Genomic DNA, 13,797 nt, shown 5'->3' with positions numbered 1-13,797 from the left:
TTACTACAAACAAAGACATAAGACAAAAGGTGTTTATTGTCAATATCAGTATTTCATTTAGCCTGAATTGGTATTTTTGATTACAGCAAAATTAATATTGCTTCATGCGAACATCAAGGTTTTTATATAGTATTTTTGAACTATGTAATACGATTATGAGGTTTTGTACTACAAAAATCAAGTTAACTGCTGCTTATTAAGGGGCTATTTACTTGATAAATTGAAAAGTGGTTAAAGTGCTTCCCTCAGCATAATAATATCACATTTTGGCGCAAAGTCTTGTAATCTCGTGAGCTAATTGAGAATTTGGTCAATAAAAATTTTTATATGAAGGAAGGTAACGAGTTTGTAACGGAATATGAATACAGAAGTTTAATGAATTTTTAGTTTTAAACAAGTTTTATTTATCAGATGATGATTTTCGATTTTTATTTAAGAATATGGTGGCTTTTTATGAGATAATTAGGGGTTGACTAAAAATCTATAGAAAAAAGCGATTTTTTGCAGCTTGGATCTAATTATTAAGTGCAGTGCTGCATTTAGGTTCAAAAATTGGGATTGATGAATGGCACTTTACGACAAGATTGGCAAAAACTACGGTAAAACTCGGAAAAGTGATTCGCGTATAGCGAGGAAACTATTAGACCTTTTGGAGTCAACGCAGGCTTCAAAAATTGTGGATATTGGTGCTGGAACTGGTTCTTATGCGTTTTTTCTAGCGGAGTATGGATATGAAGTGATTGCGGTTGAGCCTTCAGAGACGATGAGAAATCAGGCTTTATCGCATCCAGCAATTAAATGGATTGATGGATATGCGGAGAATTTGCCATTGTGCGATCGCGCAGCAGAAGCAGCGATAATCATGCTTGCTTTACACCATTTCCAAGATTATCAACAAGCATTGCGTGAAGTTTGTAGAGTTGTTGGTAACGGTAAGATCATTGTGTTTACTTACGACCCAGCAATGATTTCAGGCTTTTGGTTAACTAAATATTTTCCTTCGTTAATTGAAGATGTTGAATCTACTTTTATCTCAATATCGAAGTTAAGTAATGAAATTCAATCGGTAACTGAAAACAGCGTCAATGTAATTCCTTTTCGGGTGCCGCATAATTTGTCAGATTCCTTTGCTGTAGGTTGGGCAAGACCGGAATTGTATTTAGATATAAATATTCGCAATGGGATTTCTTCTTTTGCTTCTATTGATATTAATGAAGTTGAGCAGGGAGTATTGCGCTTGCAAGCAGATTTGCAAACGGGAAAATGGGATAACGAATATGGTTATTTAAGAAAGCAGAAGCAATATGATGTTGGCTATCGTTTTATTCAAAGTAAATAGGGCATTGGGCATTGGGCATAGGTAATTAAAAAGCATTTGATATAATCACCAAAAACCAATTACCAATTACCAATTACCTCTTCCCTTTCATCACCATATTGACTCCACCAGTGGGAGCAAGGGTAAAACCACGACGCTGTATTTTCACTGGTTGCTCATCTAAAGAAGCAAGTTGATATTTAGATATAACTGTTGCGATAACTAGTTTCATTTCTAATTGAGCTAAGGTATATCCCAAACATCTGCGACTTCCACCACCAAAGGGAAAGTATTCGCAGGAGGAATATTGTCGTTCCAGAAAACGTTGTGGTTGAAACTGTTGGGGATTGGGATACAAATCTTCTCGGTAATGTACTAAATAGACACTCGGCATAAAGGTTGTTTCGGCATCAAATTCAATTCCGCCAATTTTGATTGGTGAAAGTGCGATGCGTGGGAAAAGCACCGGAAGCACCGGGTACATTCGCAGGGTTTCTTGACAGACTGCTGATAGGTAGGGAAGTTTAGCAATTTCTAAGGGGTTGGGATTTTCTCCTAAACCTTTTAGTTCTAACTGCAATTTTTCAAGAACATCTGGATTTTGATAAATTTGATAAAAAGCCCATGATAAAGTTGTAGCAGTAGTTTCATGACCGGCAAATAAGATAGTTAAAAGTTCATCTGTTAATTCCGCATCGGTCATTGCTTGACCATCTTCATCCCGTACTGCCATCATTAAACTCAGAACATCATTACCTGTATTATCTGTTGTTTCTAAATTTATTCTTCTCTCTTCAATTTCAGCTTGGAGTAAATCGTAAACTTGCCTTTGTCTGTGTCTCATCTTTCCCCAAGGAGTCCAATTTCCCCAATCTTTTTGTAAGAATTTGAGAAACAGCATACTCGATCGCAAGGGAGAATCAGTCATATCGAGCCAATCGGTAAGTAAAGGTTTGAGTTGTTCGTAGCGTTTCCCTTGACTTAAACCAAAAACAACCTGTAAAATTATCTCCAAACTTACTTTCTGCATCGTAGAGCGGACAATAAAAGAATCACCCACTTGCCATTTACCGGCTATATTTTCGGTAATATCGATAATTTGTTGAGCGTAAACTTGGATTTTCTCCCCATGAAATGCAGGCATTAACAATTTTCGTTCCCGACGATGGCGAGATCCATCCATCATCATCAAAGAGTTTTTACCAATCAAAGGTTCAGCAAGTTCGTTGGCTCTACCGATATCAAATTTAGAATCTTGACTAAAAAGTTCTTGAATAGCGTTGGGATGAGCGATAATTACAGAAGAACCGATTCCAGATAACTGGATGGTAAAAATATCTCCATACTTCCGGCTATATTTCTTTTGAAATTCAATTGGATCGGCTATCCAATTCATTAACTGCCACCAACCTGGAGTGGTAATGCAATTCGGTAATTGACTCGACATCAAATTTCCCCTACTGGTAAATTATTCTTTTATGGTAATGAAGTGCAAGAATTTATGCATTTTGAATAGGGAATGGGGCATTGGGCATTGGGCATTGGGAATAAAAAAAGATGTCCCTAACACCGGAGACACCTTTAAAATACACATCAATATTCAATTCAATTTAATTAGGACTTACGCAAAGCCCCCCTTTTTTAAGGGGGGTTGGGGGGATCTAAATTGGTGGAATACTAGTTTTATTGTTCAAGTTGCGGCTATTCTTAATTCAATTCAATTTAATTCAATTTAATTTAATTCAAATAAATACTTATTCTTCATAACTGATAATTGATAATTATTCATTGATAATTGATTTACACTGCAACAAGTTCCTTTTGAGCAACAAGGGTAGAAGAGTAAGTTGAAACAGGTACTTGAGCTTCATGAGAAACAATATCGTAAACAGCTTCTAAAGTAGATTCAATCGAACCTTGTATCCAAGCGGGGTATTTAGAACAATGTTCGCCAGCGAAGAATAAATTATTTTGCGCTCTTGCAGCTTCTAAATAATTAGCAGTGTGGTTGGAATCATCCCAATGTATTGTACAACCGCCAGCACTCCATTCGTAATTACCCCAAGCGATGGAAGCAACATCTTTAATCATTCCTTCTTGTTGTAATTCCGGATGTACGTTACTCACAACATCTTTTACATAATTATGACGTTGATCTTCACTCATATTACCCAAGCTCACGGCATCATCGCCAATTGTGTAAGAAGCTAACATCACACTACCAAGTTCTGGATTGAATTTAACAGAAGGATAATAACTTTGACGCACGCCAGCACCACTAAAAGAAGCACCACCTTTAATACCTTGCTTTTCCCAGAAATTTTCTTTGGTGTGGAAAGCAACTTTTGTCGCTGGGCAGTAAACTGTATTGTGAATAGAATCAATTTTTCTAGAATCAAATCCTTCTAATTCCATCTTTCTCATGACGGTGAAGGGAATTGTACACAAAACATATTCACAGTTACGACTTTTACGTTCGCCGTTTTCTAAAAAATCGATTTGAGTATAGCCATCTTTAACTTTGATTCCCACAACTGGTTGATTACAAGTAATTTTTGCTTTTACAGATTCAACCAAGCGATCGATCAGAAGTTGAGTACCACCTTTAATTTGCAATAAATCCTGACTGGTTTCAACTACAATGTCACCAAGGAACATATCTAAAGCTTTACTACAACGAGCGCGGAAGCTGGGATTATCTTTTACAAAACCTTGTAAATCGATTTTTTCACCGTTTTCTAAGAAATAAGGCTCCAAATCCAATCTTTCCAACTCATCCATCAAATGGGATTTTAGATCGTTATCCAAACTTTCTCGTAAATTACCGGGGGAGATGGTATCAACGATGGTTTTTAACCAAGCTGCAAATAATCTAGTTTGTTCGCTGTAACGCTCGTCAGTGAAGATGCCTTGGTAACGCTGTTGGAAAATTTTAGGAGCATCTTTCATCTTGAAGATTTTTCCTTCAACGTTGATGAAAGCATTTTGTTCTTCAAATACAGTAACGAACTTACAAAGTCTGTCAGATAATCCCATTTCTTCAACATAGTGTAGAGTATGTTGGTGTTCGCTAGGAATTCTCATTGCACCCAACTCAGCATAAGGAGCGTCTTTTTCTTCCCCGAAGCGATGAGTCCAAATTCTTCCACCGATACGATTGCTAGCTTCTATAATATCAACCGTGTGACCCATTTTTTCTAATTCGTAAGCAGCAACTAAACCAGCAACTCCCGCACCCAAGACGGTGATATGCTTTTTAGTAGTGGTGTTAGCTAATTCGCTCATTTGCAGCATAAATTTGGTGTCCATGACAAGATTCCTCTTAGATGTGTATTAATGTGAGTAAATATTTGATGTGTGCGGTGAAGTTTGTGTTTGTTTCAACCGCTCTGTTATTTGATAGAGGCAGGTTGCAGGAGTTTATGCATTTCTCGTAGAAGCAAATAGAAAGATCGGGGGGGGAGAGGCTAAGGTGTACACACATCTCGGAAGATCCCCCTAAATCCCCCTTTTAAAGGGGGACTTTAACTCCAATTCCCCCCTTTTTTAGGGGGGCTAGGGGTAGGCTGTTGACTCTGTACATTTTTTAAGCATAAAAATTCATGCAAAAAACGTGTTGGTGTTCAAGATATTGCCCTCTCCCCCTTCCCCTCTCCCAAGCTTGGGAGAGGGGTGCCGGAGGCGGGGTGAGGGATTTGTGTTGCGATTATTACTGACAGAAAAATTGTATGAATGAAAAACCGAGAAATTCGATTAAAGTCAACAGTGCGTAGGTTGGGTTAGACGCACAAAGATAGTTAATGATTAACGAATAAATTTGCGTATGCGTCGTAACCCAACATCGGAATGCCAGATGAAATAAGCAATAATAAGAGTATGTGTTGTGAAAAATTAATGTTATTGTCAAGAAAATTAATCTCAGATATCGACTGGAAAGCATAATCCCCTTGAAAAAATCTACAATCTAAAATCAAGATAGTTGAAAATACCCGCTTCGGTAATAATCCAGGAATTTCCCAGCAGATAAAAGATGATTTAATTCGACGGGGGGCGGTTTTTTGAAGGGAATTGGTAATTGGTAATTGGTGAAGAATGATCGGCTAAAACCATTGTTGCTTAACTAATTTTGCTATTATCTAAGTAATAACACGGTTATAGATTACAGCAGCATGATTAACCGACTTTTGCGGTGGTTTAAGAAACTTTGGCAGCGCTTATTTGGTAAAAAGCAGGTTGTTTCGCTTCAAAAGCCTAATGATAAAGCAAAGCCACAGGAATTGTCGGATGCTGAGTATGAATCGTTTTTTCTCAAGTTGTTGAATGATGAAGACTGGAGTCGTGGAAGCGTAAAAGCTTCTTTAGATATAAATAATATTGTTGAGTCAAATTTGGTGGAATGGTTGCGGGGTTTTGGTGAGAGGTTGCTGGCTGGTGACGGGAAGAATCGTGAGTTAGCAGAGCGGATGGTGCGGTTGAGTGAAGTTGGTTTTGGGGAGTTGAGTCAGGTTGCTGGGGAGATTGGGAGGGAATTGTTGGGGGGAGAGGAGGAAGTAGGGGAAGCGGAAGTTTGGTTTGATAGAGGTTTTCAGCAGTGTGAGGCTGGGGATTTTGAACAAGCCATTGCATCCTACGACAAAGCAATTGAAATTAAACCTGACTACTACGAAGCTTGGGTAAACCGGGGGGTTGCACTGGGTGAATTGGGAAGATTTGAACAAGCCATTGCATCCTACGACAAAGCAATTGAAATTAAACCTGACTTCCACGAAGCTTGGGGAAACCGGGGTGTTGCGCTGGATGAATTAGGAAGAGTTGAACAAGCCATTGCATCCTACGACAAAGCAATTGAAATTAAACCTGACTACCACGAAGCTTGGGGAAACCGGGGTATTGCGCTGATTGAATTAGGAAGGTTTGATCAAGCTATTGCATCTTCTGACAAAGCAATTGAAATTAAACCTGACTACTACCAAGCTTGGCACAGTCGGGGTAATGCGCTGGGTAAGTTAGGAAGGTTAGAAAAAGCCATCGCATCTTATGACAAAGCAATTGAAATTAAACCTGACTACCACGAAGCTTGGGGAAACCGGGGTGTTGCGCTGTATGATTTAGGAAGATTTAATCAAGCCATTGCATCCTACGACAAAGCAGTTGAAATTAAACCTGACTACCACGAAGCTTGGTACAACCGGGGTATTGCGCTGATTGAATTAGGAAGGTTTGATCAAGCTATTGCATCTTTTGAAAAAGCAATTAGGTTTGAAGAAGCGATAGTATCCTTAGATAAAGCAATTGAAATTAAAGCTGACTACTACCAAGCTTGGGGAAACCGGGGTGTTGCGCTGTATGAATTAGGAAGGTTTGATCAAGCCATTGCATCCTACGACAAAGCAGTTGAAATTAAACCTGACTACTACGAAGCTTGGTATAACCGGAGTTATTTGCTGGATAAATTGGGAAGATTTGAAGAAGCGATAGTATCCTTAGATAAAGCAGTTGAAATTAAACCTGACTACTACGAAGCTTGGTATAACCGGAGTATTATGCTGAGAGAATTAGGAATGTTTGAACAAGCCATTGAATCTTGCGACAAAGCAATTGAAATTAAACCTGACTACTACAATGCTTGGTACACCCGGGGTGTTGTGCAGTATGAATTAAGAAGGTTTGAACAAGCTATTGAATCTTTTGAAAAAGCAGTTGAAATTAAACCTGACTACTACAATGCTTGGCACAACCGGGGTACTGTGTTGTATGAATTAAAAAGGTTTGAACAAGCCATTGCATCCTACGACAAAGCAGTTGAAATTAAACCTGACTTCCACGAAGCTTGGTACAGCCGGGGTAATGCGCTGGATGAATTAGGAAGATTTGAACAAGCCATTGCATCCTACGACAAAGCAATTGAAATTAAACCTGACTTCCACGATGCTTGGGGAAACCGGGGTGCTACAGCAGGAGAATCCATAAGTTTTAATCAATTTTTGGCTTCTTCTAACTCCTTTACCATAAAAAACCCAGCCCTAAACCAACGCGGTTATCAAGGAAGATTAGCCAGCTATCGAGAAGGCTTAAAATATTGCCCCCAATCTTTAGGGTGGGGAAAGTTACATCAAGCAATAGGTAATGCTCACTATTACCAAGGAATAGGAGAAAGAGATTACCGTCAATACTGGCTGCAAGCAGAATCCGAATATAAACAAGCTCTAACCACCCTAACACCAGAAGCCTTCCCCGAATTACATTTACAAGTATTAAAAAACTTAATTCGCGTTCTATTCGGCTTAAATAAACACGACGAAGCAAAACAATACCGAAGACAAGCATTAGAAGTATTCAGAAATTTATTAAACTCCCCAAATAAATCATCTTTACAAAAACGCAAGTTACAAGCCGAATTTTATGGTTTCTCACAAATGCGAGTTGACGTTTTAATCGAAAATGGTGACTTTATACCCGCTTTAGAATCTGCCGAGAGAGACAAAAATTTCTACCTTACCTGGATACTCGATAATCAAAAAGAATATATCCTTAGTCCCAGCTACAGCGAAATTCAAAAATTAGTCAATCCCCAACCAAATACAGCAATAATATACTGGCATATCAGCCCCTTTGCTCTCACCACATTTATTATTAAGCCCGGTGCAGATAAACCCATTGTTATTCCCACACAAAACCTAGATAATTTAGAAGCTTGGATCAAAAATTGGGATAAGCAATACGAGAGTTATCGAAAAGGGAAGAAACAACAGTCATCAAATCCAGTTTGGCGAGATAATTTACCACAATTACTGACACAACTGAGCGAAATCCTTAATATTCCCCGAATTATTGAATCAATTCAAAAATCAAACTTTAATATTCAAAATCTTATCTTAATTCCCCATCGCGATTTACACCGCTTCCCGCTTCATGCGCTTTTCCCCGATAATTTCACCATCAATTATCTACCCAGCGCTCAAATTGGCTTAACTTTAAATTCTCAACCCCAAAATTCACATCAACATTCTATCAATTCCAATTTACTAATCGTCGAATACTCCGGTTTCGGTAGAGAAGCTGAAGGTTTGCAGATGTTAACCTACACGCAAATTGAATCAGAAACCATAGCCCGAATCTTTGAAAATACCAATTCCAAACATATATCCGACGATGAAGCCAACAAAAACACCGTTCAACAAGCTTTAGCAGCAGGATACAATATTTTCCACTTTTCCGGACATGGCAGCTATGATAACAAACGTCCCCAAAATTCAGCTATTTACCTCAACCGCAATTCAACAGATGCCGAAATAAACCCCGATTTAACACTACCAGAAATCCGCAACCTTAACTTAAGTGGCTATCAATTAGTTTCTCTTTCAGCTTGCGAAACCGCAATTACTGGAAATGAAACTGTAGAAGCAGAATATGTCGGCTTAGTCAGTGCTTTTCTTTATCAAGCTGTATCTTATGTAGTCAGTTCTCTGTGGACGGTAAATGAAATTTCTACCAGCTTACTGATGATTTACTTTTACAGACAAATTAGAAAAGGTAAAACACCAAATATTGCTTTAGTTATGGCAACAAAATGGTTAAAAAATCTTACTTATAGAAAGCTGCAAACATTTTATAGATTTAGTTATAGTCAATTAGGAGAAAATAATAGTTCGCGTATTGTATTAAAGGCATATTTACAATCAATTGAGAATCACAAAGGCAAACTTTTTGAGCATCCTTATTATTGGGCAGGTTTTATCATTACTGGTATTTAGATATTTTGGTTTGAATGAATTATATAATAACTTCAACCTAGTTAAGAAGATGCGCTGGAACCTCTCTCCAAACCTCTCTCCTACGAGGAGAGAGGCTTTCAAACCCCCATTCCCTAGTAGGGAAGGGGGGTAGGGGGGTTAGGTTTCCGGGATTAGAAGTGAAACATTATACTTTTCAAACACCCTGGCTAAAGTCACCCCTCTCCTTAACAAGGGAGGGGAAGGGGAGCCACTGCTTTGCGCGGGTTCCCCGCGTTGTAGCAAGTGGCGTGGTGAGGTTCAGTCAATATGACATCCAATTAAAACCCGCTATATACAATCAACAATTCCCATGAAATCAACAGACACAATCGTTTTACAAGCCTTCCTTAATTCCCTTTGTCAACTGGATAAATCCTTACCAGTTGAAATACAAAACCAATTAAATCAATTTGGCTCATCACTAACTGCTAACTCGACAAATATTCCCGAACTTGATACTATTGCCAAATCTTATGAACCTTTAAATGTAGTTTACCAAACAGAATTAACATCCTTAGTAAAAACTGGAGCGGAGAAAAATAAAGGAATCGAAAATTTACCCCTAGAGGAAAACCCGAATCAAAATACTCCTGAAATTATCAATTCAGCTAGAGATGTATTTAACGATCAAGATTCGGTAGCAGCAGCAAAGAAATCTCAACAACCTCAGAATATTTTGCAACGAATTCGTAATCGATTTACTGGCAATAAATGAAATGTCAAATCAAACTAATCTTATTTTTCCAACACTTGATTTATTCCTCTACGATTTAAAGGATGGTTTAGGGGATGATGAAGGAAAGATTGATGCTAATTGTAAAGCTTTCTGTGAGAAAATATTTGGTGATTTAGATAAAACAACTTTTGACGAAAAATGCGCTCAAATCAAAAAGCACCGTCACAGTGAAGCTGATGGAATTGATTTATTAGAAACCAGATTTAGAGAATTTGATTCACCTGATGATGGCTTTTATTATCCCCGACAACTCGGCGATACCTACGCTCTTTTAGTTGATAATTCGGGTAAAAAAGATGCTCATGGTAAATCTGACGATAAGCCGCAAGATATTAATAACAAGATTTTTCAAAAATATAAGGAAGAAATTCAAAAGCAAATTTCTCACAAACAAGATAAAAGCAATCAATTCAATTCTTACGAATCGGGTACAATTGGTCAAACTTGGTTAGCTTGGGGAAAATTAGAAGTAAATAAATCAGATACAGAAATTCAAGATATAGCCGAAGATATATACACCCAAATTGCTAGTAACTATAAATGGAATAAAGATTTTATTGGTAAAGGTGATTTATTCGGAGGGAAAATCTTTGAGTTGTGGTATCACCCAGAAATAATAAATTTAACAGGTAAAGATTTCTGGGATAAATTTAGAACTGAAAGCCATCATGTTTTAATTTGGCTGTTTCCAGAAAATATCTCGGCTTCGGAGATGAGAAAGCTGGTTCAACCTATATATCAAGATTTTATTCGTTTATTTCACTATCGCCATAAAATTGTTTGGGCATACTATCAAAGCAGGCTTTTAAAAAATAATCTCAAACAAGAATTTATTGAAATCCAGGATTCCATAAACAAAGCGCGAAAATTACAAGTTCAATTAAATACAGGTAAATTAAATTTAACTCAATTACAAAAGACTTTAACCAATACCCTCGTATCTTTATCAGATTATACAATTCAATTGAACTATCTCGATGACCAAATCCGCACCATCAAAATCAATCTAGATAACTATCAATACCGCTTAGAAAAAATTACCCGCGAACATCAATCAAGTAATCTCAACTGTCTCAAAGAATTTAGTCAAAGCGAAATATACGCGAAAAAATACCTACAGCAGGCCGAAACCGACTACGCTAACTTAACCCCTGGATTAACCGTAGTTCAAAACCTCAGCGATACCTTGCAAGGAATAATTCAACTAGAACAAACAAAAAGCGATCGCAAACTTGATAATACCATTGCTCTCGTCGGTGTAGGACTCGCAATTAGCGGTTTAACAGCTACGGTAGCTACACAATATTTACCAAAACCAAAGCAAATATATTCAGAAGGTTATGACTTCTCTGTGATGCTATCACCTGCTTTCATGGTGAGTTTTATAGTTCTCGCACCTTTCTTACTAGCTTTAATTTATCGCTTCTTTCGTCGATAAGTAGTGGTGCAAAATTAATCGTATATTGTCATTGCGAACGAAGTGAAGCAATCGCAATACTCTGGGATTGCTTCGCTGTCGCTCGCAATGACGCAAATAATTTGGCATACCCATTTAGTTAGTAATTTGTGAGCATTGATATCATGTATAACTTAACTCTTAACTTATAACTCCCAACAACTAACTCCCAACAACTAACCACTAACAACTAACCATTAACAATTAACAACCTGTACAATGAATTAGTTGTATTCGGTGGCGCGAACCTTGATTGAACGCTATACTCTGCCTGAAATGGGCAATATCTGGACTGACTCTTACAGGTTTCAAACCTGGCTGCAAGTAGAAATTGCAGTTTGTGAAGCACAAGCCGATTTAGGTTATATCCCTGCCGAAGCAGTAAGGGAAATTAAAGCAAAGGCGAATTTTGATGTTAAAAGAGTGCAAGAAATTGAAGCCGAAGTCCGCCACGATGTGATTGCTTTCTTGACAAATGTCAACGAATATGTTGGTGATGCTGGACGCTACATTCATCTAGGAATGACAAGCTCAGACGTGCTGGATACCGCTTTAGCGCTACAAATGCTCGCTAGCTTAGATTTAATTATCCAAAAGCAGGAAGAATTAATTGCAGCTATTCGCGAACAAGCTAGGGAACATCGCTACACTGTAATGATTGGACGCTCCCACGGAATCCATGCAGAACCCATCACCTTTGGTTTTAAATTAGCTGGATGGTTAGCCGAAGTCTTACGCAACCAACAGCGTTTACATACTTTACGCAAAACCATCGCAGTTGGTCAAATTTCCGGTGCTGTGGGAACCTACGCCAATATCGAACCCCGTGTAGAAGCACTCGCTTGTGAAAAACTCGGACTTCAGCCAGACACCGCATCCACCCAAGTTATTTCGCGCGATCGCCATGCCGATTTTCTGCAACAACTAGCTTTAACAACCGCATCCCTAGAACGTTTCGCTGTAGAAATCCGCAACTTACAAAGAACAGATGTCCTCGAAGTAGAAGAATTTTTCTCAAAAGGACAAAAAGGTTCCTCGGCAATGCCCCATAAACGCAACCCCATCCGTTCCGAAAGATTAACCGGAATGGCGCGAATCGTGCGCGGAAACGCCGTTGCAGCCTTGGAAAACGTCGCATTATGGCACGAAAGAGATATTTCTCACAGTTCCGTAGAAAGAGTAATTCTCCCCGACTCTTGTATATTGACCCATTTTATGCTAAGGGAAGCCACCAACTTAGTTAAAAATTTGTTGGTATACCCCGAAAACATGGCGAAAAATATGAACTGTTACGGTGGAGTAGTATTCAGTCAAAGAGTTTTATTAACCTTAATTGACAAAGGAATGAACCGCGAAGAAGCATATCAAATAGTTCAAGAAAGCGCTCATACAGCATGGAATAAAAAAGACGGCAATTTTCATGACTTAATAGCCAAAGACACTCGGGTTAAAGAAAAACTATCATCCCCAGAAATCGAAGCCTGTTTTGATGCCAAACACCATTTACAGCATCTAGATGTAGTTTATCAACGGTTAGGAATATAAATTGGGCATAGGGAATTGGGCATGGGGCATAGGTTAAAGGTTAAAGGTATAATTCCCCTTGTCCCCTTGTCCCCCCATCCCCCCATCTCCCATTCCTTCCGGTTAAACTAAATACGTAACTTAATGTCTAAATGATTACCTTTGTCTGTAATTCATTGTTCTGGGTGCGTGTATGATAGAACTCTTAGCTGTACTGTCGGCTTCAGCGGCGGTTGGGATACGAATAGCCCTTCCGGTATTGCTTTTTGGACTTTTGCAAGGTCAGGAACTTTGGTCGGAAGTGCCGGTTTTATCTAATATTTCCTCACCATTTTTACTGGGTTTACTCACAAGTTGGTCGGTAATTGAGCTTACTGCTTCAAAAAAGCTCATGGGACAACGAATATTACAAATAGTCGAAATATTATTTTCCCCCGTCATCGGCGCAATTATGGGTTTAGCTGTAGCTTCAGCAAGCGAATCCCCAACTTGGTTGATTGGTATAACTGGAGCTTTATTCGCTTTAGTAATCCAGCTAGTTCAACTCGGTTGGTTTTTTCGTCTGCGGGGTTTACCATTATGGTTTGTCTTTATTCAAGATGCTTTATCCATTGCATTGATAATATTAGCTTTTTTAGCTCCAACACCCGGAGGTTTGATTGCTTTAGGATTATTATGGTTCGCAATTTATAGCGGTAAGCTTTGGTATGACTGGTATCGGGGAAATGGGAGTTAGGAATTAGGAGTTAGTAATTTTACTGAACATTTTTGAAGTTGTTTCTGTGCGATCGACGGCTTATATAAAGTATTTGCAATTCTATGGGAGATATACGAGCATTATGCATCAAGTTTTAATCCAAATAATTATATAACTAATAGAAAATACTGAATATGTTAATTAAATAGTTACAACCGATATCTAAAAACCTTAATTTAAAGTATTTTTTTAAACTACGGTTCGGTAATTAAGGTCTTATTAATTAAAGCT

At 38.3% G+C, this 13,797-nt stretch carries 8 protein-coding genes; 6 read left to right on the top strand and 2 right to left on the bottom strand.

Going from position 1 to position 13,797, the window contains the following annotated elements; all coding sequences use genetic code 11:
- Positions 1-565: 565 nt before the first annotated feature.
- A complete protein-coding gene (locus ACM03V_RS12960; protein ID WP_414621198.1) occupies positions 566-1,339 on the top strand; it encodes a class I SAM-dependent methyltransferase in 774 nt (257 codons plus the stop codon).
- Between the two features lie 73 nt (positions 1,340-1,412).
- Here the strand turns inward: ACM03V_RS12960 and ACM03V_RS12955 are convergent, their stop codons facing one another.
- Positions 1,413-2,765 carry a cytochrome P450 gene (locus ACM03V_RS12955; RefSeq protein WP_414621197.1) on the bottom strand — a complete coding sequence of 451 codons (1,353 nt, stop codon included), beginning with the start codon at positions 2,763-2,765 and terminating at the stop codon, positions 1,413-1,415.
- Positions 2,766-3,118: 353 nt separating this feature from the next.
- Positions 3,119-4,627 carry a flavin monoamine oxidase family protein gene (locus ACM03V_RS12950; RefSeq protein ID WP_414621196.1) on the bottom strand — a complete coding sequence of 503 codons (1,509 nt, stop codon included), beginning with the start codon at positions 4,625-4,627 and terminating at the stop codon, positions 3,119-3,121.
- An 860-nt stretch (positions 4,628-5,487) separates the two neighbouring features.
- On the opposite strand from ACM03V_RS12950, the gene ACM03V_RS12945 reads away from it, so the two are divergent.
- From ACM03V_RS12945 to ACM03V_RS12925, 5 genes are all read left to right on the top strand, one after another.
- The gene (locus tag ACM03V_RS12945) at positions 5,488-9,072 is read left to right on the top strand and encodes a tetratricopeptide repeat protein (protein ID WP_414621195.1); all 3,585 of its coding nucleotides are present in this window, start codon (positions 5,488-5,490) and stop codon (positions 9,070-9,072) included.
- A 331-nt stretch (positions 9,073-9,403) separates the two neighbouring features.
- Positions 9,404-9,808: a hypothetical protein gene (locus ACM03V_RS12940; protein ID WP_414621194.1), complete on the top strand. Its 405-nt coding sequence runs from the start codon at positions 9,404-9,406 to the stop codon at positions 9,806-9,808.
- A 1-nt stretch (position 9,809) separates the two neighbouring features.
- Complete coding sequence (locus ACM03V_RS12935; RefSeq protein WP_414621193.1) at positions 9,810-11,267, top strand: hypothetical protein; 1,458 nt, start codon at positions 9,810-9,812, stop codon at positions 11,265-11,267.
- A 267-nt stretch (positions 11,268-11,534) separates the two neighbouring features.
- The gene (gene purB, locus ACM03V_RS12930; RefSeq protein ID WP_414621282.1) at positions 11,535-12,830 is read left to right on the top strand and encodes an adenylosuccinate lyase; all 1,296 of its coding nucleotides are present in this window, start codon (positions 11,535-11,537) and stop codon (positions 12,828-12,830) included.
- 172 nt (positions 12,831-13,002) lie between these two features.
- Positions 13,003-13,545 (top strand): DUF4126 domain-containing protein, encoded by a 543-nt coding sequence (locus ACM03V_RS12925; protein ID WP_414621192.1) that lies wholly within the window; start codon positions 13,003-13,005, stop codon positions 13,543-13,545.
- Positions 13,546-13,797: the final 252 nt, after the last annotated feature.

Origin of the sequence: Calothrix sp. CCY 0018 (genome assembly GCF_963920925.1) — a bacterium.
GTDB lineage: Bacteria > Cyanobacteriota > Cyanobacteriia > Cyanobacteriales > Nostocaceae > Rivularia.
Note: the sequence above shows the minus strand (reverse complement) of the source record. Positions and strands in the feature narration are given on the sequence as shown.